Source organism: Pedobacter miscanthi (assembly GCF_032678605.1).
GTDB lineage: Bacteria > Bacteroidota > Bacteroidia > Sphingobacteriales > Sphingobacteriaceae > Pedobacter > Pedobacter miscanthi_A.
On record NZ_JAVTSU010000026.1, the window covers coordinates 21,908 to 48,181 of the forward strand.

General features: G+C 39.5%; 23 protein-coding genes. 10 read left to right on the top strand and 13 right to left on the bottom strand.

What is annotated here, in order from left to right; translation table 11 throughout:
• Window positions 1-7: 7 nt before the first annotated feature.
• From R2R28_RS26300 to R2R28_RS26320, 5 genes are all read left to right on the top strand, one after another.
• A complete protein-coding gene (locus R2R28_RS26300) occupies window positions 8-1,195 on the top strand; it encodes an ABC transporter permease (RefSeq protein WP_316828634.1) in 1,188 nt (395 codons plus the stop codon).
• Window positions 1,196-1,213: 18 nt separating this feature from the next.
• On the top strand, window positions 1,214-2,587 hold the full coding sequence (locus R2R28_RS26305) for a sigma-54 dependent transcriptional regulator (RefSeq protein WP_316828635.1): 1,374 nt from the start codon (window positions 1,214-1,216) through the stop codon (window positions 2,585-2,587).
• Entirely contained in the window at window positions 2,571-3,839 is a 1,269-nt protein-coding gene (locus R2R28_RS26310) for a sensor histidine kinase (RefSeq protein WP_316828636.1), read from the top strand. The genes R2R28_RS26305 and R2R28_RS26310 overlap by 17 nt, the downstream gene beginning before the upstream one ends.
• A 102-nt stretch (window positions 3,840-3,941) precedes the next feature.
• Window positions 3,942-4,331 carry a hypothetical protein gene (locus R2R28_RS26315; protein WP_410479199.1) on the top strand — a complete coding sequence of 130 codons (390 nt, stop codon included), beginning with the start codon at window positions 3,942-3,944 and terminating at the stop codon, window positions 4,329-4,331.
• Window positions 4,332-4,460: 129 nt separating this feature from the next.
• On the top strand, window positions 4,461-4,835 hold the full coding sequence (locus tag R2R28_RS26320; RefSeq protein ID WP_316828637.1) for a LytR/AlgR family response regulator transcription factor: 375 nt from the start codon (window positions 4,461-4,463) through the stop codon (window positions 4,833-4,835).
• A 639-nt stretch (window positions 4,836-5,474) separates the two neighbouring features.
• On the opposite strand, the gene R2R28_RS26325 is transcribed toward R2R28_RS26320, so the two are convergent.
• Window positions 5,475-7,862, bottom strand: coding sequence for a TonB-dependent receptor domain-containing protein (locus R2R28_RS26325; protein WP_316828638.1), 2,388 nt, complete (start codon window positions 7,860-7,862; stop codon window positions 5,475-5,477).
• Window positions 7,863-7,971: 109 nt separating this feature from the next.
• Here R2R28_RS26325 and R2R28_RS26330 point away from each other — a divergent pair, with 109 nt between their 5' ends.
• The 4 genes from R2R28_RS26330 (at window position 7,972) to R2R28_RS26345 (ending at window position 10,786) form a co-directional block, all read left to right on the top strand.
• A complete protein-coding gene (locus tag R2R28_RS26330) occupies window positions 7,972-9,645 on the top strand; it encodes a histidine kinase (protein WP_316828639.1) in 1,674 nt (557 codons plus the stop codon).
• Window positions 9,642-10,349, top strand: coding sequence for a LytTR family DNA-binding domain-containing protein (locus R2R28_RS26335; protein WP_316828640.1), 708 nt, complete (start codon window positions 9,642-9,644; stop codon window positions 10,347-10,349). Before R2R28_RS26330 ends, R2R28_RS26335 begins: the two co-directional genes overlap by 4 nt.
• Window positions 10,350-10,435: 86 nt before the next feature.
• Window positions 10,436-10,597: a hypothetical protein gene (locus tag R2R28_RS26340; protein ID WP_316828641.1), complete on the top strand. Its 162-nt coding sequence runs from the start codon at window positions 10,436-10,438 to the stop codon at window positions 10,595-10,597.
• Window positions 10,598-10,603: 6 nt separating this feature from the next.
• Window positions 10,604-10,786, top strand: a complete 183-nt coding sequence (locus R2R28_RS26345) for a hypothetical protein (RefSeq protein ID WP_316828642.1) — start codon at window positions 10,604-10,606, stop codon at window positions 10,784-10,786.
• Between the two features lie 294 nt (window positions 10,787-11,080).
• Here R2R28_RS26345 and R2R28_RS26350 read toward each other — a convergent pair whose 3' ends face one another.
• From R2R28_RS26350 to spt, 10 genes are all read right to left on the bottom strand, one after another.
• Window positions 11,081-12,016: a phosphatase PAP2 family protein gene (locus R2R28_RS26350; protein WP_316828643.1), complete on the bottom strand. Its 936-nt coding sequence runs from the start codon at window positions 12,014-12,016 to the stop codon at window positions 11,081-11,083.
• A 1-nt stretch (window position 12,017) separates the two neighbouring features.
• A complete protein-coding gene (locus R2R28_RS26355; RefSeq protein ID WP_316828644.1) occupies window positions 12,018-12,638 on the bottom strand; it encodes a sterol desaturase family protein in 621 nt (206 codons plus the stop codon).
• A gap of 379 nt (window positions 12,639-13,017) precedes the next feature.
• Window positions 13,018-14,307: a DUF4833 domain-containing protein gene (locus R2R28_RS26360; protein ID WP_316828645.1), complete on the bottom strand. Its 1,290-nt coding sequence runs from the start codon at window positions 14,305-14,307 to the stop codon at window positions 13,018-13,020.
• A 10-nt stretch (window positions 14,308-14,317) separates the two neighbouring features.
• Window positions 14,318-16,861 (bottom strand): DUF5686 and carboxypeptidase-like regulatory domain-containing protein, encoded by a 2,544-nt coding sequence (locus R2R28_RS26365; protein ID WP_316828646.1) that lies wholly within the window; start codon window positions 16,859-16,861, stop codon window positions 14,318-14,320.
• Window positions 16,862-17,236, bottom strand: coding sequence for a GtrA family protein (locus R2R28_RS26370; RefSeq protein WP_316828647.1), 375 nt, complete (start codon window positions 17,234-17,236; stop codon window positions 16,862-16,864). It abuts the gene before it with no gap.
• Window positions 17,237-17,240: 4 nt separating this feature from the next.
• Window positions 17,241-17,696 carry a phosphatidylglycerophosphatase A gene (locus R2R28_RS26375; protein WP_316828648.1) on the bottom strand — a complete coding sequence of 152 codons (456 nt, stop codon included), beginning with the start codon at window positions 17,694-17,696 and terminating at the stop codon, window positions 17,241-17,243.
• Window positions 17,696-19,021 (bottom strand): inositol-3-phosphate synthase, encoded by a 1,326-nt coding sequence (locus R2R28_RS26380; protein WP_316828649.1) that lies wholly within the window; start codon window positions 19,019-19,021, stop codon window positions 17,696-17,698. The genes R2R28_RS26375 and R2R28_RS26380 overlap by 1 nt, the downstream gene beginning before the upstream one ends.
• Window positions 19,022-19,041: 20 nt before the next feature.
• A complete protein-coding gene (locus R2R28_RS26385; RefSeq protein WP_316828650.1) occupies window positions 19,042-20,031 on the bottom strand; it encodes an NAD(P)-dependent oxidoreductase in 990 nt (329 codons plus the stop codon).
• Window positions 20,028-21,149, bottom strand: a complete 1,122-nt coding sequence (locus R2R28_RS26390; protein WP_316828651.1) for a hypothetical protein — start codon at window positions 21,147-21,149, stop codon at window positions 20,028-20,030. The genes R2R28_RS26385 and R2R28_RS26390 overlap by 4 nt, the downstream gene beginning before the upstream one ends.
• Window positions 21,146-22,351 (bottom strand): serine palmitoyltransferase, encoded by a 1,206-nt coding sequence (gene spt, locus R2R28_RS26395; protein ID WP_316828652.1) that lies wholly within the window; start codon window positions 22,349-22,351, stop codon window positions 21,146-21,148. Before spt ends, R2R28_RS26390 begins: the two co-directional genes overlap by 4 nt.
• A 523-nt stretch (window positions 22,352-22,874) precedes the next feature.
• Here spt and R2R28_RS26400 point away from each other — a divergent pair.
• Window positions 22,875-23,786, top strand: coding sequence for a helix-turn-helix domain-containing protein (locus tag R2R28_RS26400; RefSeq protein ID WP_316828653.1), 912 nt, complete (start codon window positions 22,875-22,877; stop codon window positions 23,784-23,786).
• 596 nt (window positions 23,787-24,382) lie between these two features.
• On the opposite strand, the gene R2R28_RS26405 is transcribed toward R2R28_RS26400, so the two are convergent.
• Both R2R28_RS26405 and R2R28_RS26410 read right to left on the bottom strand, forming a co-directional pair.
• Complete coding sequence (locus R2R28_RS26405; protein ID WP_316828654.1) at window positions 24,383-25,282, bottom strand: oxidoreductase; 900 nt, start codon at window positions 25,280-25,282, stop codon at window positions 24,383-24,385.
• Between the two features lie 80 nt (window positions 25,283-25,362).
• Window positions 25,363-26,268, bottom strand: coding sequence for a helix-turn-helix transcriptional regulator (locus R2R28_RS26410; RefSeq protein WP_316828655.1), 906 nt, complete (start codon window positions 26,266-26,268; stop codon window positions 25,363-25,365).
• Between the last annotated feature and the right edge of the window lie 6 nt (window positions 26,269-26,274).

Sequence of the window (26,274 nt, forward strand, 5' to 3'; positions counted from 1 at the left end):
AAAAGATATGATGATGTTTAAACATTTATTTAAACTAATATGGAACAAAAGGAAGCAGAACTTTCTTTTCCTTTCCGAAATCCTGATTTCTTTCATGGTGATATTTGCTGTTTTTTCTTACCTCACCTATTACTATCAAAATTACAGCAAAGCACTTGGCTTCGATTATAAAAATGTTTGGTCGGTTTCTTATGGCAATCGTCAGCTTCCAAAAAATAATGATTCGCTGGCTATTTTTTATGATAACCTTACAAAAGCATTAAAAGCCATGCCGCAAATTGAAAACATAACTTTTTCAAGCTCCAATTATCCATATTCAGATAGTTTTATGAGTACAGGCCTAACGCAAAACAGGCGAAAATTCGATCGTGTAAGCAATTTCATGGTAGGCGATGATTATCAAAAGGTATGGAAAGTTCCATTGCTGGAAGGAAGATGGTTTTTACCGGAAGATGCTGTTGGTAAAGATAAAGGTGTTATTATTAATGAAACGTTAAAGAATGAGATGTTCGGCAGCCAAAAAGCTACAGGTAAACTGATTGGAGATTATGACGACAAAAACAAATTAAAGGTGATTGGTGTAGTAGCGGATATTAAAGCCAACGGCGATTTCCAGCCGGGAAATAATGCCATGTTTAGCCGTTTGGATACCGGCTCTTTAAAGTGGACAGGCACGCTTTTAATTAGAGTACGTGCAAATGCCGATGCAACATTTGAGAGCGGGCTTTATAAATTTATGGCAACCGCTACACATAGCGCGATAGAAATACAACATGTAAATGAAATGCGTGATACGAGAAACAGGCAAACCATTATCCCAATGGTTATTTTTATCATCATCGCTACTTTCCTTATTATTAACGTAGCCTTAGGTTTATTTGGGGTATTGTGGTACAATATTAATAAAAGAAAAGGTGAAATCGGTTTACGCAGGGCTATTGGAGCAAGTGGCCGTTCGGTTTCGTACCAACTGGTAATGGAAGCGATGATACTGGCAACCATGTCGTTAATTGTAGGATGTTTCTTTGCCATTCAATTTCCACTGTTAAGTGTTTTCAATATCCCTGCAAGCGTTTACATTGTTGCGATGCTGTTAGCAGTATTGTTCATTTATCTGCTGGTTTTGTTCTGCTCATTGTATCCCGGTAAACAGGCTGCAGCGATCCACCCTGCCATTGCATTGCACGAAGAATAACTTATCTTAACTTCGCATATGATATTAATTGTTGATGACGACATTGCGGTAAGAACTTCACTTTCACTCCTGTTAAAAGGCACAGGAAATGAAATTGTTACAGCAGATAGTCCAGCTCAGGCTTTTGAGGTAGTTAAAACCCAAAAGCCTGAACTTATTATACTGGACCTGAATTTTTCTATTGATACTTCAGGAAAAGAAGGCATGCAGCTCCTCAAAAAAATAAGAGCTTTTGATGCCGCCTTACCAATTATTTTAATAACAGGCTGGGCCAGTATAGAATTAGCGGTACAAGGCATGAAACTTGGTGCCAACGATTTTATCAATAAACCCTGGAGCAATGATTATGTATTGCAGTCAATTGATACCTTATTACAGTTAAACGGTAAAAAAGTAATCTCAAGGAGCAGAAAAGAGCTTGATAAAAAGCATCATTTTAAGCAGATTATTGGTGAAGATCCGGGGTTGTTATCCATTCTCGAAACCATCGGGCGTGTGGCTTCTACCAATGCTTCCATCCTCATTACCGGCGAAAGTGGTACAGGTAAAGAACTGATTGCAGAGGCCATTCACGAAAACAGTAACCGCATAAACAAACCATTTGTCAAAGTAAACCTTGGCGGTATTTCTTCTTCTCTTTTTGAGAGCGAAATGTTTGGCCATGTGCGTGGCGCCTTTACCGATGCCCGTTTCGATAGAACAGGTCGTTTCGAAATGGCCAATAAAGGCACCATATTTTTAGATGAAATCGGTGATCTGGAAGCCTCAAGTCAGGTAAAACTGTTAAGGGTATTACAAGATCGAACTTATGAAGTATTGGGCAGCAGCCGTACTAAAACCGTTGATACCCGTGTAGTTTGCGCCACCAATAAAAACCTGAATGATATGGTGGCTTCTGGCCTCTTTAGAGAAGATTTATTATACCGGATCAATTTAATCACCATTCATCTACCTGCCTTAAGAGAACGTTCGTCAGATATTCCGCTGCTGGTTAATTTCTTCATTAAAAACATGAAAGAGATTTACAACCGCCCCGATTTATCTATATCGCCACAGGCCATGCGATGGCTTCAACAACTGCCTTTACCCGGCAACATCAGGCAGTTAAAAAACCTGGTAGAACGCACCATTTTAATCAGCAGTAAAAACGAACTGGGCATTGATGATTTTAAATCGCAGTTAAATTTATCTCCCCAGAAAAATGAAAAAGTGAAACTGCCTGGAGTAGGTACGATGACATTAGACCAAATGGAAGCCGAAATGGTTAAACAGGCGATGAATTTTCATAAAAACCGGATTACCAGGGCCGCAGCATCTTTAGGTATTACCAGAAACGCTTTATACCGCAGGTTAGAAAAATATCAAATTCCTTTTAATGAAACTGAAGACTAAGTACATCCTTTTCCTGGTAATACTCCACCTCACCTGCCTGGTGATGAGTTATTTTATTTTTAAAGAAAATAAGCTCATTTTCCTATTTACAGAGGTATTTATTATCATTTCTATATTGATTTCACTCAGTTTATATAAACAGTTAATTGCGCCCCTTACCTATCTGCGGCAGGGTATTTCGGCTATAAAGGATAAAGATTTTAATGTTAAATTTCTGCTAACCGGCAAAAAAGAAGTAGATGGACTGGTTGATGTATACAACCGGATGATTGATGAACTGCGGACAGAGCGGACCAAACAGCAGGAACAACATTTCTTTCTCGAAAAACTGGTGCAAACTTCGCCAACAGGCATCATTATATTGGATTACGACGGAGAAATAAAACAGATTAATCCAAAGGCAACCGAAATTCTGGCCGATAATCCGAACCTGCTCGAAAATCAGCTCAACGGGATGAAAACAGGCATTTCTAAAACATTACGTACCAATGGACTCCATACTTACAAAATCCAGAAATCGCGGTTTATCGATCGCGGTTTTGAGCGCATTTTCATTATGCTGGAAGAAGTAACCGCAGAGATTTTTGCTGCAGAAAAAAGTGTTTACAGTAAAGTGATCCGAATGATGGCGCACGAAGTAAACAATACCGTTGGCCCGGTAAATTCCATTATTAACACGGCATTATCGCAACAAAACCTTTGGTTAAATGATGATCATTCTGCACTAAAAAATGCGATGAAGGTTGCTGCAGAAAGAAACCAGAACCTGAATGTTTTTATGCGAAATTTTGCAGACCTGGTTAAACTACCGGAAGCAAACCGAAAGAAAACAGATCTTGCGGCACTCACCAGATCGGTATCTGAGTTGATGTACTATGCTGCAAACGAAAAAAACATTACCATCAAAATGGAGGTAAGCGATGAACCCTATTTTATTTTTGCTGATGTAGAACAGATGGAGCAGGCATTGATTAATGTTGTTAAAAATGCCATTGAAGCCATTGGAGAAACGGGAACGATAAAGCTTACTTTAGATGAACCGCAAAGCCTACTTATCATTTCTGACACCGGAAAAGGAATTTCGCAGCAGGATACCGAACAATTGTTTAGCCCGTTTTTTAGCACTAAAAAAGATGGTCAGGGTATTGGACTTACCCTGGTACGTGAAATTTTGTTAAACCATGGTTTTGAGTTTTCCCTAAAAACAGTAAAAGCTAACGATACACAATTTGAAATCAGGTTAATATCTTAACTAAAAATCTGTCAGTAAAAAACCGGCTTCTCAATAACGATTCATCTTCATTCTGTAACATTCCATCAATTTCATTATCCTATTTCCAATAAAAATAGCCGAATGGATGCAATATCGAAGCGTAAAAAAGTACATTTAGTTTTATTAATTTTAGCCCTGTCCGCCACGGCCTGTATGGAACTGGGTTTTAGAGCATACCTTTTTAAACATTACGGTCGCGATTCTATCTTAGCCGGATCCATTCCAAACTTTGTGGCTGTAGTATTGGCCACGCTGATTTATGTAGTGATTAAAGGAGAAAATGAAAGTCCATTAAGAATGAGTTTAATGGGTTGCTTTATTATGGTTTTGTATGAGGTTGCACAACCACTTATGGAAGGCCGCACTTTTGATGTATTGGACATTGTGGCTTCAATTATTGGTGGCTTATTTGTTTTTTGCTTGCTCACCATTGTCGACCGGTATTTTAAGCCTTCGCCTCAAAATGCCTAAGCATTAATTCGTTTATATTCTCACAATTATTGCTTAAATTAACAGTATAAAAAAATCAATTCTTTTCAGGTGATTAATGCTTAGTCAATTTCATTTTGTAGCGTTTTACTATACAATAAAGAATAGCATATGAATACCTCAACCTTACCATATAACTGCGTTATCTTAGATGATGAAGTCATTTTCACCAAGATTATTGAACGCTATATCTCCAATATTGAAAACCTGGAACTAAAAGGAAGTTTTACGAGTCCGGTAGATGCGATGGCGGCTTTTAAGACCTACCAAAAGATAGATTTCCTTTTTTTAGACATTGAAATGGATGTTTCCGGATTCGATATTGCCCGTATGCTCAGAAACAACGTAAAATTTATTGTATTCATCAGTTCGCACAGTACTTATGCCATCAGCGACCTGGTAAATGGCGATAAACTATTAGTCAAACCTGTCGATTTCAGGACATTTCTCGATGCCGTAAATCATTTAATTTCCAAAGCCGGCTAAACATTTTTTTTAATCATCCCAGTATGGTTCATTAAACAATTAAAATTTACCCCTGGCATTGCTTTATAATATCGCCTACAAAACTCATTAAAAGGAAAGGTCTAAATCCTTCATCGAATTATTCTACGTACTCATGGAGTAAAACTGCCTATTGAACTATTCTTCATTTTATCGTATTCCATCTTGCCGTAAGTTTACACCAGATCATTAAGAGCGTTGATCATCAGGCGCTAACTGTTGAGATCAAATGAGTAAGGGATGACTCTTTATTTCTACATTATCTTTTAACGAGATAATACCAGTTATTGCAAAAAAGAGGGGAAAAGTACAGGGATATACGAAGTACCCTCTTTATTTTATTAAAAATCAAAATATCCCTTCTTCTCCAAAGCAGCGGGCCAGTAAAAAATATTTACACTAATAAAACGTAATCTCTTTTCTTCAGGTAATTGAAGAAAAATGGGAAATTTATTCCCCATTAATATAAAATTTCCACACTTTGTAATGATGAGTAAAAACACATTTTATTGCTTTAATACAAAAAAAAGGCCGCATCCGCGGCCTTTTGTCCCTAGTGTGTTTATCTTTTGCAAGATAAAAGTTGAATTGTATAATGGATTATGCAAACAAAATGCCTGTTTAATTTCTGTTACCACTTTTTGCTTGCCTTATTCCCTGATCTCCCGTTAGGTTTAAACGGTAAACAAAAGTTAAACGATACCTTGCTGCATTTGGAATGTATACCTGCGTAATATTAAAATCCTGTCCGATGGTTGTAGTTGAAAACTTTCTAAGTTCGAACAGGTTGTTTACATCAAAAAGCAAACTTGCGCGGTCTTTCCAGAAATTCTGTGCCAGGCCCAAATCTATGCCATGAACAGCGGCTCTTTTGCTCTGTGCAGCATTTCTTGGCCCCGTAAAATTATAACGTAACTGTACACTCGATTTACCTGGTAATTTAATCTGGGTACCAAATCTGCCCGATAGTATATTTCCGGAAAAGGCTAAATCCTGGCTGTTGTAAAAACCCTGCTGACGGAAATGGTACACATTCATCTCCATATTCATTTGTAACCATTTATAGGGATTATAAATCATGGAAAGTTCCATGCCCGAGCGTTGCTCCAGATCGATATTAACGGGTGTGGAGATAAAAAGTCCGTTTTCGCGGTAGCTGTAATCGATAATTGAACCCGTTTGGTGCTGGTAATACACCGATGGATTTATGGTTAAGGTTCCAAAATGGCTAAGCAATCCCAATTCGAACACGTTTGCATAAGAAGGGTTGAGTTCAGGGTTTCCGATATAACGCGAGTTAAAATCGGTGATTTCGTTAAAAGGATAAAGGTCGTTAAGTGCCGGGCGATTAATCCTCCTGCTGTAACTCAGTTGCAAAGTAGTTCTCTTGCCGGGTTCGTAACTGAAATGCAGGGTTGGGAAAAGTTTGAAATAATTTTTCAGGTTATCGTAAACATTGTTCCTGTCGGCTATTTTAACCCGGGTGTATTCTCCACGTAAACCCAATTGATAAGAAAAACGTCCCGTTTTATTCTTCAACTGCAGGTACCCGCTGCCGATCAGTTCGTTGTAAACCACGCCATTATCAATATTCTCGATAGTTGCCCAGCCATTGGCTGTTTCATTTTGGGCTAAAAAATCGCTGCCCACACTCCTGTTTTCGCCTTTAATGCCGTACTCGAGAACAGCATTGCTATCCAGTGGAACGCTCATATCACTTTGCGCTGCAAAATCCTTGTTGGAGCCGATTGAACTGGTGCGGATTTGAGGCAATTGCAGCAAGACAGGTGCTGTTTTTTGGGTGGCAAGGTTCCAATCCTTATCGCTATTCCAAAAATCATATTGCATATCTACTGTGAGTTTTTTTCCTGGTTTTTTATAAAGCCGGGTGTAATTAAACTCCAGCTGGTTATAGTTTCTCCGCTCCCACGATTCTGCACTTCTGTGTAAGGCGCTATCTAAACCTGCTCCTGCTTTCGAATAATCGTAACCTAAACTCGATTTATCATGATCTTTAGTCGCGTTTAGCAGGTAAGCAAGCGTAAAGGTATTTAAGCTATCGGCCTGGTAATCTGCCCCGAAATAAGCCATTCTCCCATCATCGTGGCGGTTTTCGTCCTGCCTTTGGTTAAGCAATACGGAATTTCCGCTTTGTTTTACGGATTGATTGGTGGTATAAAGTCCCACATAATCCGAAAAACGTACACCAATGGTAGAAAAAAGGTTGATTTTATTGGATTTAAAATTTAAACTGGGTGAAACGCGTGTTTCGTTGGGTACCCCACCAACAAGTCTTAGCTGTCCGTTAAAACCACTTTTTTTATTCTTTTTTAAAACGATATTGATAATTCCTGCCGATCCGGATGCGTCATAGCGCGATGATGGATTGGTAATTACTTCGACCCGTTCTACCTGATCTGCCGAAACCTGCTCGAGCGCCCCACCAGCGGTTAAGCCCGAACGCCTGCCGTTGATTAAAACCAGCACACTGCTGTTTCCGCGAAGGCTTACTGCACCACCGGGATCTACACTAACCGAAGGCACGCCAGAAAGCAATTCGGAAACCGATCCTGATTGTGAAAGGATATCTTTCCCCACTTCAAAAACTTTTTTATCGAGTTTTAAACTGATTGCTGATTTCTCTGCAGTAACCGAAACTTCTTTTAACAGCGTTGGATCTGGATCCATCAACACAGTACCTAAATTAATCACCGTTTTTCCGTCCTCAAAAGTTAAGGTTTTGACCAGTTTTGCATACCCCATAAAACTGAACTGGATGGATGGTTTATTCCCTCCTGAAAAAGCGAGCGTAAATCTTCCCTTTTCATCTGCCATGCCCGAAACAAGGTTTTTACCTTCAGCATCAGTAATAATGATCGTTACAAAGGGTATGTCGGCTTTAGCTGCATGTTCTTTTACCTGACCATTTACGGTAAATTTAGGCGCTTGTGCAAAACAAAAAAAGGCAGGATAAAAACTTAAAAGAAAAAGCGTTGCGATGTATTTCATGCTGCAAGATTAGCACTGGAAAATGCAGTATGGATAAAAAAACATGTGAACAGCTCTATATCCTTTTGAAATGCACGGGCAGGGATTATCTTTATATTACTTTTGATTTATGAAACCTGCCTATTTTCTGCTCTTATTTGTTATTTTATTTTCTTCGTGTAAACGGCAGGTATTTTATAATGAATATGATCCTGTTTTTAAAACGGGAGATCACATGGCATGGTCGGCCAAAAATTTAGATCAAAAAGGATGGTCGGCGGACCGTGGTTTTACCGGTAAAAATATTTTCTGGGCCAGGGCCAAAATGAAACTCATATCCAATTCAGGTGGTCTGCTAGGACTTCAGGTGGATGCCTTTGGTGCTTACGAAATTTATTGGGATGGCGTAAAAATAGGCAGTAATGGAAAACCAGGCACGATAGATAAAGCTGAAATTCCGGGAACTGAATGCCTGTACTTTCTGCTCCCCGATTCGCTTTCGGCATTGGGCATGCATACTGTAGCTTTACGTGCCACCCAGTTCAGCTACCCTCACCTACAACGTGGTACCGGGCTTAAATTAGATACCTATGCTAACCTGATCAGAAGACCACTGATGATATCATCCCTCATGTTTATCATGGCTGGTGCTTTTTTTATCGCTTTTTTCTACTATGCTTTTCTCTATTTCAACAGCCATAAAAGATCTTACCCGGTATTGATTTTTTCGGTGATCTGTTTGCTCTTTTTTTCGCTTTTGATTATGGAGTATATTAAATATTACATAGAAATCCCCTATCCGCAGTTCTTTATCCGCCTGGAAATCATCGGCTGGTTAACCTTTTCCATTTCTATGCTCGTTCCAATGTATTTTAGCATCCAGTTTAGCTCAAAAAGGAAATTATTGTTGCTTTCGGCATTGTTAATAACATTGGTTTCGATCTATATTTATCACTATGGGCATTACGATATTTCGGCAATGTATTACAGTTTTGCCATGTGGATTGCCACGATATTGGTGGTTTTAGAGGCCATTTACCGCAAACAAAAAGGAAGTTTGCTGGTATTGGCTGGCATGCTGGCAAGTGCTGTGATGAACGGGTACCTGGTTTATGATTTTGGCATTTTTATCTTTTATACTTTCATTGTATTCGCGATGCTTTACCTGCATACCATCAGGATGCGGGAAATTGAACAGGCACATGAATCATCACTTTTACTCTCCACCCGCCTGCAACTGGAACTGATTAAAAAGAATATACAACCTCATTTCATCAAAAACACGCTTACTTCGCTTATGGATTGGGTGGAGGATTCGCCTAAACAAGGTGCCGAATTTATCCAGGCACTTGCTATGGAGTTTGATATTATGAACAAAATTGCCGAAGAAAGCCTGATCTCCATCCGTCAGGAAATTTCGCTCTGCCAAATGCACCTGAAAGTAATGGGTTTTAGAAAGGAAATTGCCTATCAATGGGAAGATTTCGGGATTAAAGATACGGAGATGGTACCGCCGGCAATTATCCATACTTTGCTTGAAAACGGCATTACGCACAATGCACCTTTACAAGATGGGAGTATGAAATTTAAGCTCACTTTTAGGGAGGATTTGGGTAAAAAGGAATATGTTTTTGAAACGATTGGCGAAAACAGGGAACTTTCGGATGAACGGATTGGTGGTGGTGGTTTTAAATACATCCGTGCAAGACTGGAAGAAAGCTATCCTAACCGGTGGAGTTTTCATTCTGCAGCATCAAATCAAGGCTGGCTCAGTAAAATAACTTTATCAGACATTGAAATATGAAAATACTGATTATAGAGGACGAAGCACGGATTGCGAGAAGAATTGAACGCATGACCAATGATTTTTTTGAGGGAAATGCGAGTATTAACATTATAGATTCGCTAAAAAAGGGAATAGATTTTTTAGAGAAGGAAACAGTAAATATTTTATTATTAGACCTAAATCTTAATGGTCGTGACGGTTTTGAGGTATTAAGTACAATGACATCAAGGTCTTTTCAAACCATTGTAGTATCGGCCAATACGGAAAATGCAATGCGGGCCTTTGAGCTTGGTGTACTCGATTTTGTACCGAAACCATTTGATTCTGACCGGCTTTTTCTTGCTCTTAGTCGTGCTATTACCATAACAAAGGAAAATAACACTTCGATACGTTATTTATCAGTAAGGAAAAGTGGAAGCATTAAACTGATTGAACTTGAACATATTGCTTATATCCAGGGTGCAGGGATTTATAGCGAAATCCACCTTTCAAATGGCACCAAAGAATTACATGATAAAGGCTTAGATACGTTGGAAAGGATTTTACCATTCGGTTTTGAACGCATCCATAAATCGTATATTGTTAATATTGTTCGGGCTGATCAAATCCTTGTTTCATCAGGTAGCCGGTATCAGTTGCAGCTTAAAAATGGAGAGGTATTGCCGATTGGAAGATCTCGGTATAAAACATTTAGGGAGCAGTTTGGGAAGGAAATTGAATAAATATATTTCGCTACGAGGACGATATTAGCATTACACGTGCGTAAACAATCAAAGCGCAAGCATTAATAATCAAAGCACAAGCGTTAATGATCAAAGCACGAGCATTAATGATAAAAGCACAAGCATTAATGATAAAAGCACAAGCATTAATGATAAAAGCACAAGCATTAATGATAAAAGCACAAGCATTAATGATAAAAGCACAAGCACTAATGATTAAAGCACAAGCACTAATGATTAAAGCATAAGCATTAATGATAAAAGCACAAGCACTAATTATAAAAGCACAAGCACTAATGATTAAAGCACAAGCACTAATGATTAAAACACAAGCGTTAATGATCAAAGCACAAGCATTAATGATTAAAGCACAAGCACTAATGATTAAAGCACAAGCATTAATGATTAAAGCACAAGCACTAATGATTAAAGCATAAGCACTAATGATTAAAACATGCTTTTATTTCCCATTATCCAGGCACTAATGCATAAAGCATAATTGGCCATTAAAAAATTAAGAACATTAAGAAAGTTTGAACTAGGATATGTACCATTTGACTTCGGACATCGGTCTTCCGACTTTCGGACTAATTTACCATAAGGAGTTAAGTTCATTAAAGAAAAATTTGGCTATTGATGCAGGCTCTTTGTCTTCGGACCACCGTCATCGGACTTACGGACAAATTTAAGATATCCATCATCCGGCTCACATTCTCCATCTTACATTCCACTTATATTTTTTTAACAAAGTTCCCGATAAAGGCCTTCAACCTGGTATTTTTAACGAGATAATTAAAACTGATGATCCCAATTGTAGCGCAACTAATTCCCGCAAGTACATCAAGGGTATAATGATGACTGGTATAAACAGCTGAAAACCAAATTCCGATCATCACCATAAGGAAGAAAATATTGATCTTTCCTAACCTGTTTTTTAAACCATAATAAGCTACAATAACCGGGTATGATGAATGAAGCGACGGCATAGCAGCGAAAACATTAGAACCTTTGCTGTATATCCCCTGAAAAAGGGTGATATTAAAATAATGGTCGAACCTTGCCAGGCCAGCCGTATTACCGGCAGTTTTGGCTATAAACTCAAACCCATGCTCCTGTACATACCAGGGTGGTGCTGCTGGAAAGGCATAATATACCACAAAACCCAATAAATTTACCCACACAAAAGTGAGCGAAAAGCGGACAAACTGATCCTTATTTTTAAAGAAAAGAAAAGTAGCAAATGCCAAAGGTACGGGCACCCACATCAGGTAGAAAATACCGGTTAATACATCTAAAAATGTGGTGCTGTTCAGCTTCCAATATTCGTTTGGTGTAAGTTTTATCCCGCTATGGTTGATACCAAATATAGCCTTTTCTGTTTCGTATAAATCTTTAATATGAACGGTATTGAAGAGGTAATTTGGAAAAGCCTTCATGTAATCGAAAAGGATCCAATAAACAATGAAAATAGAAAAACCGAGCATAAAACGCCGTGTTCCTGCGGAAATATAAAACAGGCTGTTAAAAATAAAGATCAACACCAGTTGATCGGTTTTAAAACCAACCAACAATGTGGATAGTAAAAGGTATCCGATTGAAATGGCCGTGGTGAGGCACACATTCCGAAGGTTATAAAAATTGTTTTTAAGCAAAATTTCTTGCTGCATGTTATTTTTTATCAAAATTAGACCTAAAAATATGGTCCCAGAATGTCCAGCTTACCCCATACCCTTTTGTCGAATCGGAATAATGGTGAAGCATGTGGTGGTGTTTTAATTTTTTCCAGAAACCACTTTTAAAATTGGCATGATGAAGCGCATAATGTACCATATCGTAAAAGAGGTAACCAATCATAAATCCGGAAAAAAATGGGTACACGGTTGTGGCTGGTAACAACCAATCGAAAAGAAAGTAAAAGCCCAAAGCCATAGGGATACTGGCTGAAGGTGGCATTACCAATCTTTTGGCATCGTTGGGATAATCGTGGTGTACCCCATGGAAAATAAAATGGATCTTCTTGCCCCACTCCGCATCTGGTTCGAAGTGGAAAACATAACGGTGCAGCATGTATTCGGTAATGGTCCAGATGGCTAAGCCCAGCAGAAACCAGCCAGCGAAATTTAGCACTGGCATTTGTACTTCCAGGAGCCCTTTCCAAAAAAGAAAGGCAATCACCGGAATATAAACGATCAACGGCACATAAAACCGGACTTTGGATAAACTTTCCATAAAGTCATTTTTAAACATCCTGATGGATGCGGTAGAATTTGAAACAAAATTCTTTTTCATTTGGTAAATTATTTTTAGTCTTCGACTACGCTCAGACTGACATTCAATTCTATTTATGTTTGGCCGTCATTCATACAACCCTTTGTCATTCTGAACGCAGTGAAGGATCCCTAACCGATGAAACACGGAACCCAATGCATAACAAAAGATTCTTCGTTGCACTCAGAATGACAAACTGCTATAGATTTTAATAAAAAGGTTCGTCATTGCGAGGCACGAAGCAATCTTACAACGATCGCTATAACCCATAGTAGTAAGATTGCTTCCCCGAAAATCGGGGCAGGCTGTCGGCCGAAAAAGCCTCCTCGCAATGACGAACTGGTTAGGAACGGGAACGCCATCCCCAAAACGCCCAACGCTACCCGCCACTCACCCTCCGCTACACCTTAATCCTTTCAATCAATACTTTTGAAGGCTCCGAAGCATCAAAACCCCTTATCTCTACATATTTTACATTCGGAAACCAGAACGTTCCACCTTCAATCCGAAGGAATATCCGTTCCAGCTGCATTTTTTTATTGTTTATTGTTGCAAAAACATGGTACTTTTTGTCTGCGCCTGATTTATTCAAATACATCGGCAGTTTTTTATGCGAAGTAAAACGAAGCTCAAACTGACCGTTTCCCAGATTTTTACTGATAATGCCATAAGCAAATTTCCGCTGGATATAACTGAGGTCTTTCTTTTCGCCCTTATCACCATAGCGCATCCAAAATACATTTACGGGCTGTTCTTTATTCACTTCGCCATGTTTATCTACATTTAACTGGCAGATAATGGTATTGGTATTCGGATCGCGCTGCAGGTAAAAAAGCTGGTTGCTGATATCCTTCGGTGTCGGAAAAGTAATTGGTGAAGGATCGCTTCCCTGTGCATGGGTATTAAAAGAAACTAAACCACTTAAGCTGGTCACCAAAACGAATCCGGCAATTAATGCAGCCTTGTTATTTCCTTTTCTTTCGTTAAATTCTTGTGCTTCGAGACCTTTTTTTGCCTCTTGCAGGCGTTTAACAGCCGTGATATTGGTTAATACGGCCATGATGGTAATCGGCATGGTAAAAATCGACATCGTTTCGAAAACATGGAATGAAATTCCTGGCACATATACTTTATAATCGCCACCGATAAAATAGCCGGCAACACCACAGGCGATAGCAAAAACACCAATCGTAACCACGCGCTCAGGTCGCTGCATTAAACCGCCTTTACATTCTACGCCCAAACCTTCGGCCCTTGCACGGGTATAACTCACCATCATTGAACCAATTAAGGCGATAAATGCAAACAGCGAACTTAAAAAATAATGGTGCGCTACAAGGTAATAACAGATGCCTAAAAACATGATCATTTCGCTGTAGCGGTCGAGTACCGAATCGTACAGTGCGCCAAATTTGGAACTCATGTTCCCTAATCGTGCCACCTGACCATCGAGCATATCGAACAAACCTGCAAAAAGCACCAGTGCCCCTCCCCAACCTATATACGACATATCGTCACGGTTTGATTTTTCGGCACCAAGTACAAAAATTACGGCTACACCGATATTCAGGATTAAACCAATGGTGGTTACCATATTGGGTGTTAAACCTACCTTAATCAGCCCTTTTACAAAAGGATTGATTACTTTATATATGCCCTGCTGAAGGCTGTCCCTTAATTTTGTTTCCATTGCATATTTTTTAAAAATCAAATTTTACCCTTGCCCTTATTCCCCATTCAGAAACCTCTGGATTATTAAGGTAATTGAAGCGTTTTACCAGATCTACCCTCAACAGTTTAAAGATGTTACCCACGCCAATACTACCTTCCATATAAGGATCGTTACCCAATGCATACGTCCGTTGTGCGCCGTTTTCGTAAATTGGCAACTGATATAAACCTGATTGGAAATTCGGATTATTTTCATTCCGCAAACCACCATATAAGGCTTTAAACGACACCACTTCCCTTAATTTTAAACGTTTGAGCAAAGGTATTTTGTTAAAAAAGAAGCCGTTAAAATTATGGTCGATATTGATGCTCACATAGTGATCGCTCACAAACTCCAGAAAGTTCATCAGGTTATAAGAGTTAAGCTGGTAAGCATAGGTTTGATTAGCGCGATGTATATCCAGTAGTGGGAAAGGCACTTTTCCGGCAATATAACTGCCTTCAACCGTTACATCGCTATAACCCAACTGCGATAAATAAAAACGTTTATCAATGCTTCCCAATAAATTATGATAATTGTATTCGCCACCCAAAACACCTTTTAAACCTGCGGTATAGCGTAAATTAAATACCGGATAACGATCGGCAATGGGCACACGGTAAATTTTACCCTGGTAAAACTTTTCGTTTGGTGCATACCTTAATTGTACAGAAACCTCGCTGGTGGTTAAGCGGTTTACCAACTGGTTATTTTCGTTCAGGTAACTTAATCCTCCAGCTGGTGTTTGACTCCACTTTTTAAAACCCAGGTTATACGAAAAGTGGTTTTCGAACTCTTTTACATAATCCAAACGGTAAAAATCGTTGTACAGCAACATATCATTTACCCCTCTTTTAAAGGATAACAAAAAGTTGTCTTCCTGTACAAACTGTAGCTCCTGCCCGGGGATTTTAGTATCGCGTTGAAAACTCGCCCTGATGTAATTCTGCGGGAATTCATAAATGGATTTATTGTTGAACGAATATGTTCCTGAAAGGAAAAATTTCCATTTTTCATCTTTTATTCCGTAGGCCACATAATTTTCGAAATAATAACGTTTGCTTAATTCAGGCGTAGTTCTGCCCCCAACACGCAGCCTTAAACCTTCTACATTGTTAAAACTGTAAAAGGTATTAACGGGACCAATTTCGTAAGGTCCTAAATTCTGATAACCTGCAAATAAAAGGGTCACGATTTTCATCGTTCGTTTAAAAGAAGGCAGATTCTGCAGGGTATCGATATTTCCATAAATCTTCAACTGGTCCTTTGAGATGGTATCGAGCCTGTTTTTCTCCCAAAACTGATCGTTTCTTTTGGCTGCATCGGCCAATACAACGGTACTTTTTCCCTGGAAAATAGTATCGGGCAAAGTAGTATCGAACTGGTAATTTTTAAAAGTAACGGTACGCTCTCCGGTAAAACCTATACCTTTGGTTTTTCCAATACCGAAATCGGCCAGTAAATTGCTCTTGCTTAAACTGTATTTGCCTTTATCATTGGCTTCAAAATCAAGATCGATTTTTAAGGCACGCACAAAGTTGAGGTTGATGTTTTTATTTACCCCAAAAGATGCACCGGTAACAGCATAATGGCTATCATTGGTGACGTATATCTTTCCTTCGAACAGCATATCGCCGGTATTACGAGGGGTAAAAGACAGTTCTATAATTTCCGGTTTCCGGGTTTTGATGGTATCGGTAATGAAAAATTTATAAAAAGAAGGTGCACCATCGGCAATCGGACTCAAAAACTCATTACTGATGACCGAAATATTGTTTTTATAAATATCAATATCCTGGTACATCCGATCGAAATAGGTCTTTAATCCTTTATTATCAATATATCGACTATCAAACTGAACCTGTTTTTCGCCGATTACAATGGTTTTGTTCTTTTCGGGGTTTTTACTGAGGTAAGTATCGGCCAGTTTCTCCTGAATGTACACTGGCAACAGGTTTTTACCTCCAATTAAGGTCGAATCCTGCTCCTGAAACAAAAACTGGTAATTCCTGAACATTTTTTTGTTCTTAAACTTATCCGAAACATTGCTCAGGCTGAATAACATCTTCTCATACTGCCTGAAAGATGCTGTATTGTAACTTTTGATGCGATTTTCATCTTTATGGGCAATTACCTGGCGGATTAACTCCACTGCAGGATTATCTTTATTACGATAGCGCACTTTTTTGCCTCCTACAACAATCACTTCATCCAAAGCCCTTGCATCGGGTACCAGGACTACATCAAATTCCTGTGTAGCAGAAGGTAAAATATTTTTGAAAACGGTACGGTAACCTACATAATTAAAGCTCAGTTCGCTTTGTGGATTAGACGAAACGAGTGTATATTTTCCATTTACATCGGTCTGCGTACCAATTTGGGTATCTTTAAAAAAAACAGAGACATTAGGCAGTGTTTCTTTAGTTACGGCATCGCGCACGGTTCCGGAAACTACGGTTCTTTGGGCAAAAGCATTTACCTGCACCATAAAAACGAGTAACGGAAATAAAAAAAATGAATGAATAGGTTTCATTTAACTTGTAAAAATAAACTGCCTTTGCATGATATAATTGTAGCTTATGCCGGTTAAAACCGAACTGACTACTTTAGCGAGTACGTAATTGAGATTAAAAAAATGGGTGAGGATAAACACACCCGAGGTAACAATGGCCAGGTTACCCAGCCACACCAAAATGTACCTGAAGGCCTGCCATTTCACTTCCTTCGACCGGCTTTGGAAAACCCATTTCCGGTTAACATAAAAATTAAAAAAACCGCCACAAATGGTCCCGATAATACTTGCTGCCAGGTACCACAAACCAAAAAGGTTTACCGCAATAATGGTCGCGCCAAAATCGGTTGCAGAAGCCATTAAGGAAGATGCCTGTGCTTTTAGGTAGGTAAGCATGTATCTAAAAAAATTCGAAAGCCACCACCAGTTGAAGGAGTATGTTCGCATAAATCCCAGCCAGCACGTCATCGGCCATTACGCCCCAACCGCCCGGAAGCTCTTCCAGTTTGCGGATGTAAAAAGGTTTAAGGATATCGAAAAATCTAAAAAGAGCCAGTCCGATAAGCGTATATTGCCACTTTAAAGGCACAAATAACAGGGTAATACACATTCCCGCCACTTCATCAATCACTACCCTGTTATGGTCTTTTCCCCAAATTTCTTCCACCCTGTCGGCACTCATCACCCCGATCATTAAAATGAACATGGTGATGAGTACCGGCCATAAATACGGGTTAATGTATGGCCCCTGTAAAAGGTGCCAGCAGATGCAGGTTGCGATAGCAGCGTAAGTACCTGCGCCCTTACCGATATACCCGATCCCAAAGGCGGTTGAGAGAAATTTGTGGATAAACACTATACTGTTTCTATAATTTCTTCTTCGTAATCCTGACCTAAATGGGTGATCAATTCTTCGCCCATGATGTAACGTAAGGTGTTCTGAAGTTTCATTAACTGTTTAAAAATATCGTTCTCAGCTGGTACGCCAGGGATTGTTTGCGGCGATTTCAGGTAGAATGATAACCATTCTTGTATGCCCGACATGTTTGAACGTTTAGCCAGATCAATAAACAAAGCCAGATCCAGTACAATTGGTGCAGCTAAAATAGAATCGCGGCAAAGGAAATTGATTTTAATCTGCATTTTATAACCTAACCAACCGAAAATATCGATGTTATCCCAGCTTTCTTTGTTATCACCGTGAGGCGGATAATAATTGATCCTGATTTTGTGGTACATATCACCATATAAATCCGGGTTAACCTCTGGCTTGAAGATATCTTCCAATACACCCAGTTTAGAAACTTCTTTGGTTTTAAAGTTATCCGGATCATCCAATACTAAACCATCACGGTTACCTAAAATATTATCAGAGAACCAACCATTTACGCCTAATGAACGTGCGGCCAAACCTGGTGCTAAAATGGTTTTCATTAAAGTTTGACCAGTTTTGAAATCTTTACCAGCAATTGGTGTATTGGTTTCTTTGGCCAGTTCGATTAATGCAGGAATATCTACCGTTAAGTTCGGTGCACCGTTAGCGAAAGGAATACCCAATTTTAAAGCTGCGTAAGCGTAAATCATACTTGGCGCAATGCGAAGATCGTTGTCTTTTAAACCCTGCTCAAATGCAGCAAGCGATTCGTGAACTTCTGATGCTTCGAAATAAATTTCGGTAGAACCGCACCAAACCAATACAATACGGTCGCAGTTATTTGCAGCTTTGAAGTTTTTAATATCTTCCATTACCGCTAAAGCCAGTTCGTAACGGTTATCGATGTCTTTTACATATTTACCATCCAGGTTTTTTACGTAGTTTCTATCAAAAGCAGCACGCATCGGTTTAATGGCCTGCAATTCTTCACGTACATCGCGCAAAAGGTTGGCATCCAGTACGCGGGCATTTAATGCCGCTTCGTAAACGTTATCTTCGTACACATCCCAGCCACCGAATACTAAATCTTCCAGATTGGCTAAAGGCACAAAATCCTTAATTTTTGGTTCTTTTTTGTCTGTTCTTTTACCCAAACGGATGGTGCCCATTTGTGTTAACGAACCGATTGGTTTTGATATGCCTTTTTTAATGGCAGCAACTCCGGCAATCATGGTTGTTGCTACAGCGCCAAGTCCTGGCATTAATATTCCCAGCTTACCTTCAGCTGCTTTTACTTGTTGTTTCATGCTAATTTTTATTTAAAATCTTATAACCAATTGTTATTTCGGTACCAGTTAATGGTTTCATTTATTCCCTGTTCTAAGCCGAACTGCGGCACAAAACCAAAATCTTTCTGAATATTTTTAATATCACAGCCCCAGTTGAGGGCAGTGAGTTCTTTAATCTTATCTACGTTTAAAGCCGGAATTTTATTAAACGCACTGTACAAACGTTCCATTCCCCAGGCCAGGCCCTTAATCATCGGCAACGGTACATTTATCCTGATCGTTTTTTTGCCCAGTGCCTTGCTAACATAATCTGCAAGTGATGAGCGCTTGTATACCGCTCCATCTGAAATATTATAGGCCTTTCCAGCTACATCAGATCCGAGCGCTTTGATGATGATATCGGCCAGGTCTGTTGCATATATAAAACTGAGTTCCTGCTCCTGCTTGCCGATGTACAGTTCCAGCCCAGCCTTAATCGTTTTGATCAGGATGAAAATATCTTTCTCACGTGGGCCATAAACCGCAGTTGGCCTGAATATGATTAAAGGCAGATTCGACACTTGTGCCAGGTATGTTTCGGCAAGGGCTTTGCTGATGCCATATTGAGTAACCGGATTTGAGGCACTCTTTTCCGTCAGTTTTTCATTTTTCTGCTTTAGCGGACCAAGCGCGGCCAAACTGCTGATGAATATAAATTTCTCTATTACATGTGTTGATTTGGAGGCTGCTACAGCTAAATTCCGGGTATATGTTGCGTTGATTTTATTGTACTCATCCAGGTTTTTCGCTTTGGTTACCGCGGCTGCATGTACGATATAATCGTACTTTTTTTCCTCGATATTTTCTTTTAACAGGTAAATCGATCCGAAATCGAGATCAATATAATTGATCTGAAAATCTTTAAGGTGATCTGCAGCGGCACTTTTACGTACGTTGGCATATACTTCTAAACCATTGGCCAAAGCCGATTTAATCAGGTGATAGCCTACAAAACCAGTCGCTCCTGTAATCAACACCCGCTTTTTCATATCGCTTTTTCCAAAATCCTGTATTTGCGGTACAGTTTTCCACCGATATCTTCGATCGGCTTATTAATCAGGTCGTTATGGTCCAATGTCCAGCTTGCCTCAGCATATTTCATTTTTTTGGCTTCAAAATGTTTGATGATCCGGCCATATAAACAGGCTTCGATACCCATTTTACGGTAACCATCTACCACACCAAGCAATAAAATACGGATGCCATCGATTTTCTTTTTATTGGCCAATAATTTGATCAAACCAGTAGGAAATAACCTGCCTCGCTTAATTTTGATTAAAATCTGGTTGATATCCGGTATAGCCAGTGCAAAGCCCACAATTTTACCATGCTGCTCGGCAAGGATGCAAAACTCAGGATCGAGGATCATTTTAAGGTCGTTTGCCGTATAATCGAACTCTTTATCCGTCATCGGCACAAAACCCAGGTTTTTATCCCAGGCTTTGTTGTACACCTCTCTCACCGCATTACATTCTTCCTTGAATTTCTTCATGTTGATTTTACGGAGGATGATATCATTCCGTTTTAAACGGTCTTCTATCCTATCCATCAGCTTTACCGACCGGTCGCTATAAGTGCCAGCGGTATAACGGTAAGCCCTTAAATCAACATTTTTCCTGAAACCCATTTGCTCCAAAAGCGGCAGGTAATATGGTGCGTTATATGGCATCATGGCTACCGGCGGACCATCAAAACCTTCAATCAGCAAGCCACATACTTCGTTGGTAGAAAAATTAACGGGACCTAAAACCTTGATCAATCCCTTTTCTTTTAACCATTCCTGTGCGGCTTCAAAAAGCTGTTTAGCTGCCGTTGCATCATTGATACAATCGAAAAATCCAAAAAAACCGTCTTTCGATTCGTACACTTTATTATGATTCGTATTGTTGATTGCGGCAATACGCCCAATTACCTTACCCTGATCATAAAGCAAAAAAAGCTGAATTTCGGAGTGTTCGTAAAAAGGATGTTTGCCCGGGGTAAGCAGATCGCGCTGCGCAATAAAAAGCTCAGGTACGTAGTTTACATCGCCGGCATACAGTTCGTGCGGAAAATCTACAAATGCCGCCAATGCTTTTTTATCAGAAACCTTGATCAGTTCTCTCATGATTGGCTTCCAACTAATTCTACGTTAACGGCCTTAAAAGCAGCACTTAATTTTTCAATTGCCGATTCTATCTGTTCAAAACTATGCGTAGCCATCAGCGAAAACCGGATTAATGATGAATCTGAAGGCACTGCCGGAGAAACCACCGGGTTGACGAAAACGCCATTCTGTTGAAGGATATTGGTGATCATAAAAGTTTTGGTGTTATCGCGGATATACACGGGTATAATCGGACTGTTACTGTGCCCGATATCAAAACCGGCCTCTGTTAAGAGCTTTTTGGCATAATTGGTATTGTCCCAGAGTTTATCAATGCGCTCTGGTTCTGATTCGATAATATCCAAAGCAGCAATTACACTCGCCACAGATGATGGTGGCATACTGGCGCTAAACATTAGTGAGCGTGCACGGTGTTTGATAAATTCGATGGTTTCCGTACTCCCTGCTATAAAACCGCCCAATGAGGCCAGTGATTTACTAAAGGTGCCCATAATCAGGTCAACTTCTTCGTTCAGGTTAAAATGCGAGGCGGTACCCGATCCGTTAAAACCGATTACACCAAGGCTATGTGCATCATCCATCATAATATTGGCGCCAAATTCATTGGCAATCTCCACCATTTCAGGTAAATTAACCAAATCACCTTCCATGCTGAAAATGCCGTCAGACACGATCAGCTTGGCGGCATCTTCGGGCAAACGGCTTAATTTACGACGAAGGTCCTGCATATCATTATGCGCATACTTAATGGTACGGGCAAAAGCCAAACGACTTCCATCAATGATTGAAGCATGGTCGTACTCATCAAGCAACAGGTAATCGTTACGATCGAGCAGACAGGAGATTACACCTAAATTAACCTGGAAACCGGTGCTAAAAAGCACTGCAGCCTCTTTACCTACATATTCGGCCAGACGGCTTTCCAGTTCTAAATGAATATCTAACGAACCATTTAAAAACCGCGATCCGGCACAACCTGTGCCATATTTTTCGATGGCTGCCTTAGCGGCTTCCTTTATTTGCGGATGGTTGGTCAAACCTAAATAGGAATTGGAACCAAACATCAGCACTTTTTTTCCATTGATTACCACTTCGGTATCCTGGGCAGATTCTATCGACCTGAAATAAGGGTATAGTCCCTTTTCCTTTATTATAGCTGCATCCTTAAAAGCGGCAATTCTATCTTGTAATTTTTTACGCATACTGAACGCTATTGTTCTTCAGTTTTATACCCTGTTCTGAAAAGTCTGGAATGCGCTACGATATTGCTGTTAAAACCGGAACCGACCTTACAGATTAAAGCCGCATTAACCAAACGATTTGATAACACAATTTTAACGCGGAAATGGAGCGAAAAAAAGGTTCAAATGTAGGATATATTGGTCAAAATGTGGGATCGCTGAATTGTGACATTCAGATGAATTGACTAATTGACATTCTGACTTTTATTATAAAATAGTAAAAAAGTTAAAAACAGCTCAAAACACGCTAAAAATCACACAAATAACTGTTTTTAAACCATATACAAACCATTAATTTATTAATCAAAAACATCAAAATCAATCAGAGATTAGTCATTTTAAAAATTTTAGCTTGCAAAAATGATCGCGAACACTACATTTGCCTGTACAAAATCCGACAGATAAAGGGCGAAATCCATTTGAAAAAAAATGGCTGGAACTGGTGTGTAAAAGATGATCAGATCTGTTAAGAAATTATTAAAAAATGCTGAACGATTTTATGCAACAGACTTTACTTAATAAAATTTTTTCAGAAAAAAACCATGAGGAAGCGCTTTCTTTAAATGATGGCCTGATGGCAAAAATCCACAACAGCAATGATCCACATTATTGCAGTTCGGAACCTTTTCGTATTTCGAGTTACGCCTTAATTTTAATTACCAAAGGCCAGTTGAATATCAAAATCAATTTTGTAGATCATGTGCTCACCCAAAGGGATATTCTACTGGTTTTGCCGCACTCCGTTTATGAAATTATCGATAATAGCAGTGTTGCCTTCATCAGTATCCATTTTAATAAAAGTTACCTGAAAAACAAGGGCGTATTTTTTAACAGCGGCGAAACCTACCGGATGTCGAAAGATGTTCAATCGCATAAATTTTCGTTATCAAAAGAGGATTATACCTTTATTTATTATGATATGCTGGCGCTGCACAAAAAACTGAATGTTTCGAAAGATACGCCGCAAATCAAAAACATTGTGCACAACAGCTTTTTAGAGCTGCTTTACGATATTTTCCTGCTTAAAAACAAGCAAAAAGATGCAGTACCATTTGTACATAATAGTCGCACAGAACTAACCAACCGCTTTTTAGCATTGGTTTCGGAAAATTTCAAAAAAGAAAAACGGGTAATTTATTATGCCAATTGCCTCCGGATTACCCCAAGACATTTATCGCAGGTGGTAAAACAGGTTACGGATAGAACGGCAGGAGAAATTATCGATGAAATGGTGATCAGGGAAGCAAAACTGCTGTTAACCAGCCATGTAATGAACATTTCGGAGGTCGCAATTGAGTTGTGTTTTAGCAACTCTTCGTTTTTTGGCAAATACTTTAAAAAACAGACGGGTATCACCCCATCTGAATATAAAATATCGAATAATATTGCGGTTTAAAGAGGGTTGGTGAGTCGCAGACCATAGGAATAATCGTCATTCCCGCGTGCGCCTATTGTGTGGACACAAATATTAGATTAGTTTTATTTGCTCCTATGCCGCAAGGCATCAAACTTTTGAGGCATCAAAAGTATGCAAAAATGCTTTGTCAATCCAGCAAGGGGCCTTTTACACAATCCCCATACACATCAAAAAAACAGTGGCAATTGTTTTGTTTGTTAGGGCTGGGTGAAAAGTTTTTGCAAACATGAAACACAAAACCACTGCGTTTTAGGTTTGATAGTACCATTTGTACTATTGTACGCCTGTTTTTTTGATTTTCCTGGCCCTGGGGATTGACGGGCGTGCTTCGGTAAGGATGTGTTATTTCAAAGCAAGCTAGCATAGTGCCTTATATAGTGCCTAAAAGATGTGTCCACACGATAGGCGCAGGCGGGAACCTTAATGCCTATTACTCAGCATTAGGATTCCCAATCAACCTAAGGATGACGCAGCGTAACAGAAAGGAAAATCTACCTTGATAGATTTCTCGACTGCGTTGTACTCCGCTCGAAAGGACGGCATTACATGAGTTCTAACTTAAAGAAAAACTCCCCTTATAAATATTTAATCCCCGTTACCTGCTCGGCATAAGCCCATAATTGTTTGGCAACCGTTTCATCAGTTCCATTTGGTGTAATCGGTGATTCGGCCGGATAACCGCGATAACCGCCGTCCTGATCTGGTCCGTAGAGCCTACCCGGAATGGCATTTTCAGCAATTGCCGCATAAAGTGAAGGCAAAGCACCCTGCCAGGGCTCCATCAATTCGCCAACACGATCAACCGCAGCTTTATAATCCACATCAGACATGTGCCTTGATAATTCTGTTTTATTGGCTCCAGGCTGTGCAGCAATCGAAACCACAGTATCTCCCGCAGCTTCAATCCGGCGTTGAAGTTCTAATGTAAACAGGATATTGGCCAGTTTACTCTGAGCATACTCACGCATTGGCTCATAATCACGTTCTGATTTTAAATTATCAAAATCAATTTTCCCGTGGAGATAGGCCATACTGCTTACGGTAATAATCCGTGAATTAGGGCTTTGCTTTAAAAGTGGGTACAGGTAAGCGCTAAGGGCATAATGACCCATAAAGTTTACGCCGAACTGAAGCTCAAAACCATCATCGGTTTTAGAGGCTGGAGGAATCATTACCCCTGCATTATTGATCAATACATCAATTTTATTATGCTTTTTGATAATCTGTTCCGCAAAATCTTTAATGGCATTAAGGTTGGCAAGATTGAGCTGTGCAATTTCGAGACTGCCTGTTCCATTTTTAGAGTTTATACTTTTTGCGGCTTCTTCTGCACGATCCATATCCCTGCAAGCCATAATGATATGGGCACCTGCTTCATATAATGCTTTGGTTGTTTCGTATCCTATTCCTGAATTGGCACCGGTAACCAGAAAGGTACGGCCGCTTTGATTATTGATGTTTTTATTTGTCCACATGATATAATAGATTTAATAGAACAAATTTCTGCATTATAACGCTTGCTGAAATACGAAAAAGAAATCAATACATACAAAAATCAATCATTTTGAGTCAACCGGAACTTGGCAGGACTTAATCCGCTGTGGGATTTAAAAAAAGCAGAAAAATGATTCGGTTCTTTAAAGGCTAAACTCCAGGCAATTTCTGCGATATTCCAGTCGGTACTTTTTAACAGGATCTTAGCTTCCTGTAAAATACGTTCCGAAATTAACTGAGAAGTAGTCCTCCCTGTAATTTCCCGCACGCACTTATTAAGGTGGTTTACATGCAGGTTAAGCTGACCTGCAAAATCGGCAGCAGACCTTAATTGCATCACCTGACTATTAAAATCAATGGGAAACTGGCGTTCGAGTAATTCTTTAAAAAGATGTGTGGTCCGGCCGGCAGCATTACTGCTCGTATATAGCTCTCCTACTGCGGGTTTTAGCTTTTGCGCACTGTGGATGAGTTCGGTTAACTGGTTACGAAGCAGATCGTATTTAAAGGCATAACCGCCATTTAATTCATTGGCCATTTTCTCAAAAAGTGCAACAAAATAAGGCGCTTGGGTTTCATCTATCGGAACAATGGCATTTGCAGCATTCTGAAAAACAGGAAAATCTTTTATATTTTCGAACCTATTGAAAAAATCTTCGGTAAAAACACATAAAAAGCCAGATTGCTCTTCGCTGATCCGTTCCCAAAAATAAGGCACCATCGGATTGGTGAATACGAGCACACTGCCCTCAACCCCGATACATTGATCAGCATAATGGATTTTGCTGTGCCCAACCACCAGGCTTACTTTATAAAACACCCTGCGCGAATAGGAAAGTTTACTGCCACGCGGCGTAAGGATATCTTCAATTTTAAAGATGTTGAAATTTCCAATATGACCAGATGATGCCGTGGATTCCTGATCAGGAAAATGTTTGTAAAAGGTATCAAGCTCAACGATTCTCATATGATA